The 3,800-nt window shown below is 65.7% G+C and carries 6 protein-coding genes and 1 tRNA gene; 2 read left to right on the plus strand and 5 right to left on the minus strand.

Annotated features, from left to right (window positions below; genetic code table 11):
• Positions 1–97 precede the first annotated feature (97 nt).
• Together RMO25_RS10410 and RMO25_RS10415 are read left to right on the plus strand one after the other, a co-directional pair.
• Entirely contained in the window at positions 98–844 is a 747-nt protein-coding gene (locus RMO25_RS10410) for a winged helix-turn-helix domain-containing protein (RefSeq protein ID WP_309662534.1), read from the plus strand.
• Between the two features lie 47 nt (positions 845–891).
• Positions 892–966, plus strand: a tRNA-Val gene (locus RMO25_RS10415).
• A gap of 68 nt (positions 967–1,034) precedes the next feature.
• Here the strand turns inward: RMO25_RS10415 and RMO25_RS10420 are convergent.
• The 5 genes from RMO25_RS10420 to RMO25_RS13855 are packed head-to-tail and all read right to left on the minus strand — an operon-like array spanning position 1,035 to position 3,756.
• Positions 1,035–2,246, minus strand: a complete 1,212-nt coding sequence (locus RMO25_RS10420; protein ID WP_309662535.1) for a molybdopterin molybdotransferase MoeA — start codon at positions 2,244–2,246, stop codon at positions 1,035–1,037.
• Complete coding sequence (moaC, locus tag RMO25_RS10425; protein WP_309662536.1) at positions 2,243–2,719, minus strand: cyclic pyranopterin monophosphate synthase MoaC; 477 nt, start codon at positions 2,717–2,719, stop codon at positions 2,243–2,245. The genes RMO25_RS10420 and moaC overlap by 4 nt, the downstream gene beginning before the upstream one ends.
• Positions 2,716–3,225: a molybdenum cofactor biosynthesis protein B gene (moaB, locus tag RMO25_RS10430; RefSeq protein WP_309662537.1), complete on the minus strand. Its 510-nt coding sequence runs from the start codon at positions 3,223–3,225 to the stop codon at positions 2,716–2,718. The genes moaC and moaB overlap by 4 nt, the downstream gene beginning before the upstream one ends.
• Positions 3,218–3,664 (minus strand): molybdenum cofactor biosynthesis protein MoaE, encoded by a 447-nt coding sequence (locus tag RMO25_RS10435; protein WP_309662538.1) that lies wholly within the window; start codon positions 3,662–3,664, stop codon positions 3,218–3,220. Before RMO25_RS10435 ends, moaB begins: the two co-directional genes overlap by 8 nt.
• Positions 3,661–3,756, minus strand: a complete 96-nt coding sequence (locus tag RMO25_RS13855) for a MoaD/ThiS family protein (RefSeq protein ID WP_405051871.1) — start codon at positions 3,754–3,756, stop codon at positions 3,661–3,663. Before RMO25_RS13855 ends, RMO25_RS10435 begins: the two co-directional genes overlap by 4 nt.
• Positions 3,757–3,800: the final 44 nt, after the last annotated feature.

The raw sequence follows: 3,800 nt of genomic DNA on the forward strand, positions 1-3,800 counted from the left end.
GCGAATACAAATCAAGATTGCCTAAACTTTTGATGATGGGGTGGCCGGGCGGCGATCGCTCTCGCCGCCGGTGCGCCGCCGCGCTAGAAGCGAATCCATGAATATCGAGCGCAAGATCGGAAGCTTCCGGATCGGCAGCTGGGATTTCTATCCAGCGACCGGCGAGCTTCGTCGGGGGCCGGATCTGCGCCGCCTTGAACCACGTGCGGCGCGCACGCTCGAATTGTTGCGCGAGGCGGAAGGCGCGGTGATCAGCCAGGAGCAATTGATCGCGGGCGTCTGGAATGGCCGCAATCTGAGCGAGAATAGCGTCGCGGTGGTCATCGGCCAGCTGCGCCGGGCGCTGGGCGATGATGCCCGTGAACCGCGGCTGATCGAGACCATCCCCAAGCGTGGCTATCGCCTGGCGGCGACAATTCAACCGCGACCTCAGCGGGCCACGCGTTGGCCCATCGTCATCGCGCTGGCCGCGATCGCTGGCCTGCTCCTGCTGCTTGTCGCACCGCAGCTTGCGCGACCTTCGGCGGTGGAAGTCGGGATGGCGGACGTCGTCAACGCGACCAGCGAACGGGCCTATGATCCGGTCGTTCGCGCGACCAGCGAACTGATCGTCGCCGATCTCAGCAAGCGCGGCTTCAGTGTGCGGCGAGGAGGCCGGAGCAACACCCTCAACCTGACCGGCCGGCTGGTGATGTGGAATGGTGCGCCGTCGCTGGGCATGAGCGCGACGGATTCGAGCGGCGTGGTGGTCTGGTCAGCGATGATCAATGGCACCGCCGCGACGATTCCGGCCGGGGTCGCGCACAAGCTCGACGAGTTCCAGGCGCGCTTTGGCAGAAGGTAACGCGCGCCTTGCACCGGCGGGGCCCGCTCGCTAAGCCGCGCGAGCGTGGGCGTGTAGCTCAGTGGTAGAGCACTGTGTTGACATCGCAGGGGTCGCAAGTTCAATCCTTGCCACGCCCACCATTTTTTCAGTCTCTTAAAGGCCTGTCAGCTTGGCGCCGCGACAATAGCGCACCAGAAATCTAAATTGGTCAGGACGTCGATAGCTGGACGATCTGCACTTTGTCCCCGGGCGCGAGCGCCTCGGCATGCGGTAGTCGACGGATCAGCACCTGCGCCTTGGCCAGATTGGCTTGCAAACCGCTGTCCTGGCTTTCGACCGGAGCGACGAGCATTCTGCCATCGTTATCCCTCGTTACCGTCGCGCGGAGATATTGCTCTCGCGGCCCGTTTGCTGGAATCGCTACAGCCGCAAAGGCGAGCTGGAGTTCTTGTCCGACCGGCCTTCCAACCAGCGTTTGCATCAGCGGCTGGAGCAACAGATGGGCGCAAACGAAGGCCGAGGACGGGTTGCCCGGAAGGCCGAGCAAAAGCTTCGCCGTCGCCGAGCGGGCATGCCAGCATGGTTTGCCCGGTTGCACGGCGATCCCTTCAAATCGGAAGTCCGCGCTAAACGCTGTTGCCACGGCCGGTCGCATCAAGTCGCGTTTGCCCACCGACGCGCCGCCGATACACAGGATGATGTCGCACAAGGGTGCGGCCGCGCGCAACGCGGAGGTAATCTCGTTGAGCCGATCGGGCAGGATCGGATAGAGCTGCGCCTCGCCACCCCAGCATGTGACTAAGGCGGCCAGCGCATGGCTCGCGCTGTCGACCGACCGGCCAGCTTCCAGCGCCGCGCCCGGTGCGACCAGTTCGTCGCCCGCGGTCAGAATTGTGACGCGCGGCCTTCGCACAACCTTGACTGTCGCGCGATTGGCGGCGGCGATCAGCCCGATCTGAGCCGGTCCAACGACCGTTCCGCGGTCAAGCAGGCCATCACCGGCAGTGAAATCGGCGCCGGCGTCGCGAATGAAGGGCGCCGACCCCGGTTCGCTCGCCAATGTCACCGAATCCCCGGTGAAGTTGAGTATCTCCTGGGGAAGGACCCGCGTTGCATCCTTCGGGACGACGCCTCCTGTGGCGATGCGCACCGCTTCGCCGGGCCCGAGCGGAGCGGTGGCCGGCGCCCCTGCCAGCGCCTCTCCAGTGAGCGTCCAGCAGTCGCCGACCACGGGCGCGATTGCGGCCACAGCAATCCCGTCCATCGTCGCGCGCGGCTCAAGCGGTTGGGTGTGGGCGGCGACGACTGGCTCCGCAAAGGTGCGGCCGAGCGCGTCGTCGAGAGCGACGGTCTCCGTGGCCAGCCGTTGAACATCCTTGAGCAGCAAGGCGTGCGCCTCGTCGAGGCTGATCAGGCTCACGTCCGCCGCCAGTCGCCCGACTTGCCGCCCGATTTTGCCACCAGCTCGACCCGTTCGATGGTCATGCCGCGATCGATCGCCTTGGCCATGTCGTAAATCGTCAGGCAAGCGACGCTGACGGCGGTGAGCGCCTCCATCTCGACGCCGGTCCGACCGACTGTTGTTACCCGCGCCACCACGCGAACTCCGGGAAGGTCCGGGTCGGCTTCGGCAATCACGGATGCCGCGCTCAGCGGCAGCGGGTGGCACATCGGTATCAAGTCGCCGGCGCGCTTGGCCGCCATGATCCCGGCAAGCTCGGCGGTGCGCAGAACCTCGCCTTTGGCAATGGCGCCCTTCGCTATCGCGTCGAGCGTCGCGGCCTCCATCCGCACCAGGCCGCGCGCTTCAGCCACGCGTTCGGTCTCCGGCTTGGCCGACACATCGACCATGCGCGCGCGTCCGTCCGGCCCGATGTGGGTCAAGTCGCTCATTGCTCGCTCAGCCGCGGCATGATCTCGACGAAATTGCACGGCCGGGTCGAGCGGTCGAGCTGCGGCCCGATGACCTTGGTCCAGCCGTCGCGCACCGCCCCGTTCGATCCGGGCAGGCAGAACACGAAAGTGTGGTCAATAATCCCGGCGCAAGCGCGCGACTGCAGGGTCGACAGACCTATGCCGTCATAACTGACGCGGTGCCAGACCGGGGCAAAGCCGTCGATCACCTTGTCGAACATCGGTTGCACCGCTTCCGGTGTCACGTCGCGGCCGGTGAGACCGGTCCCGCCGGTCGAAATGATCACGTCGACCTCGGGATCGGCCGCCCAGCGCCGGACCGCCGCACGGATTGAGTCGATGTCGTCGGGCACGATCGCTTTGCCGGCCAGGCGATGCCCATCCGCTTCGGCGGCGCGCGCCAGATACGCGCCCGAGCTATCGCTTTCCGCGTCGCGCGTGTCGCTGATGGTCAGGACGGCGATGCCGACTCGCTGGTCATCCATCGCTGGCCACCCATCGCTTGGCGTCGGTCCGATCGGCATCGCTGGCTTCAAGCCAGTGATCGCTGCCGTCGCGGCGTTCTTTCTTCCAGAACGGCGCTTCGGTCTTGAGCCGGTCGATCAGTTCATCGAGCGCGCGCATGGCCGCGCGCCGGTGCGGCGCAGCGGTAGCCGCGAACATGATCGGCTCGCCCGGACGCATCTTCCCATAGCGATGGATCACGCTCGCCGCCGACAAGCGGTGCCGAATGATCAAGGCGTCGACCAGCCGGGTGATTTCGGCCTCGGTAAAGCCCGGATAATGGTCGAGCGTCAGCGTCTCGACGCCGCCAGCGCCGCGAACGATGCCGACGAAGCTCATCACCGCGCCTTCGCCGGCCCCGGCGATGAATGTCGCCAGTGCTTCCGCCGGGTCGAATGGTGCTTCGAGTACTCGGATCATCCGCCGCTCATCGGTGGCAAGACTGCGATCACATCATCCTGGTCGATCGGCACGGTGCCGTGGACCAGGGTTTGATTGACCGCCAATTTCACATTGGGATCATTAAGCTCGGGCCATTCGATGCCGAGATGTGCCC

Origin of the sequence: Sphingomonas sp. (genome assembly GCF_031361285.1) — a bacterium.
Taxonomy (GTDB): domain Bacteria; phylum Pseudomonadota; class Alphaproteobacteria; order Sphingomonadales; family Sphingomonadaceae; genus Sphingomicrobium.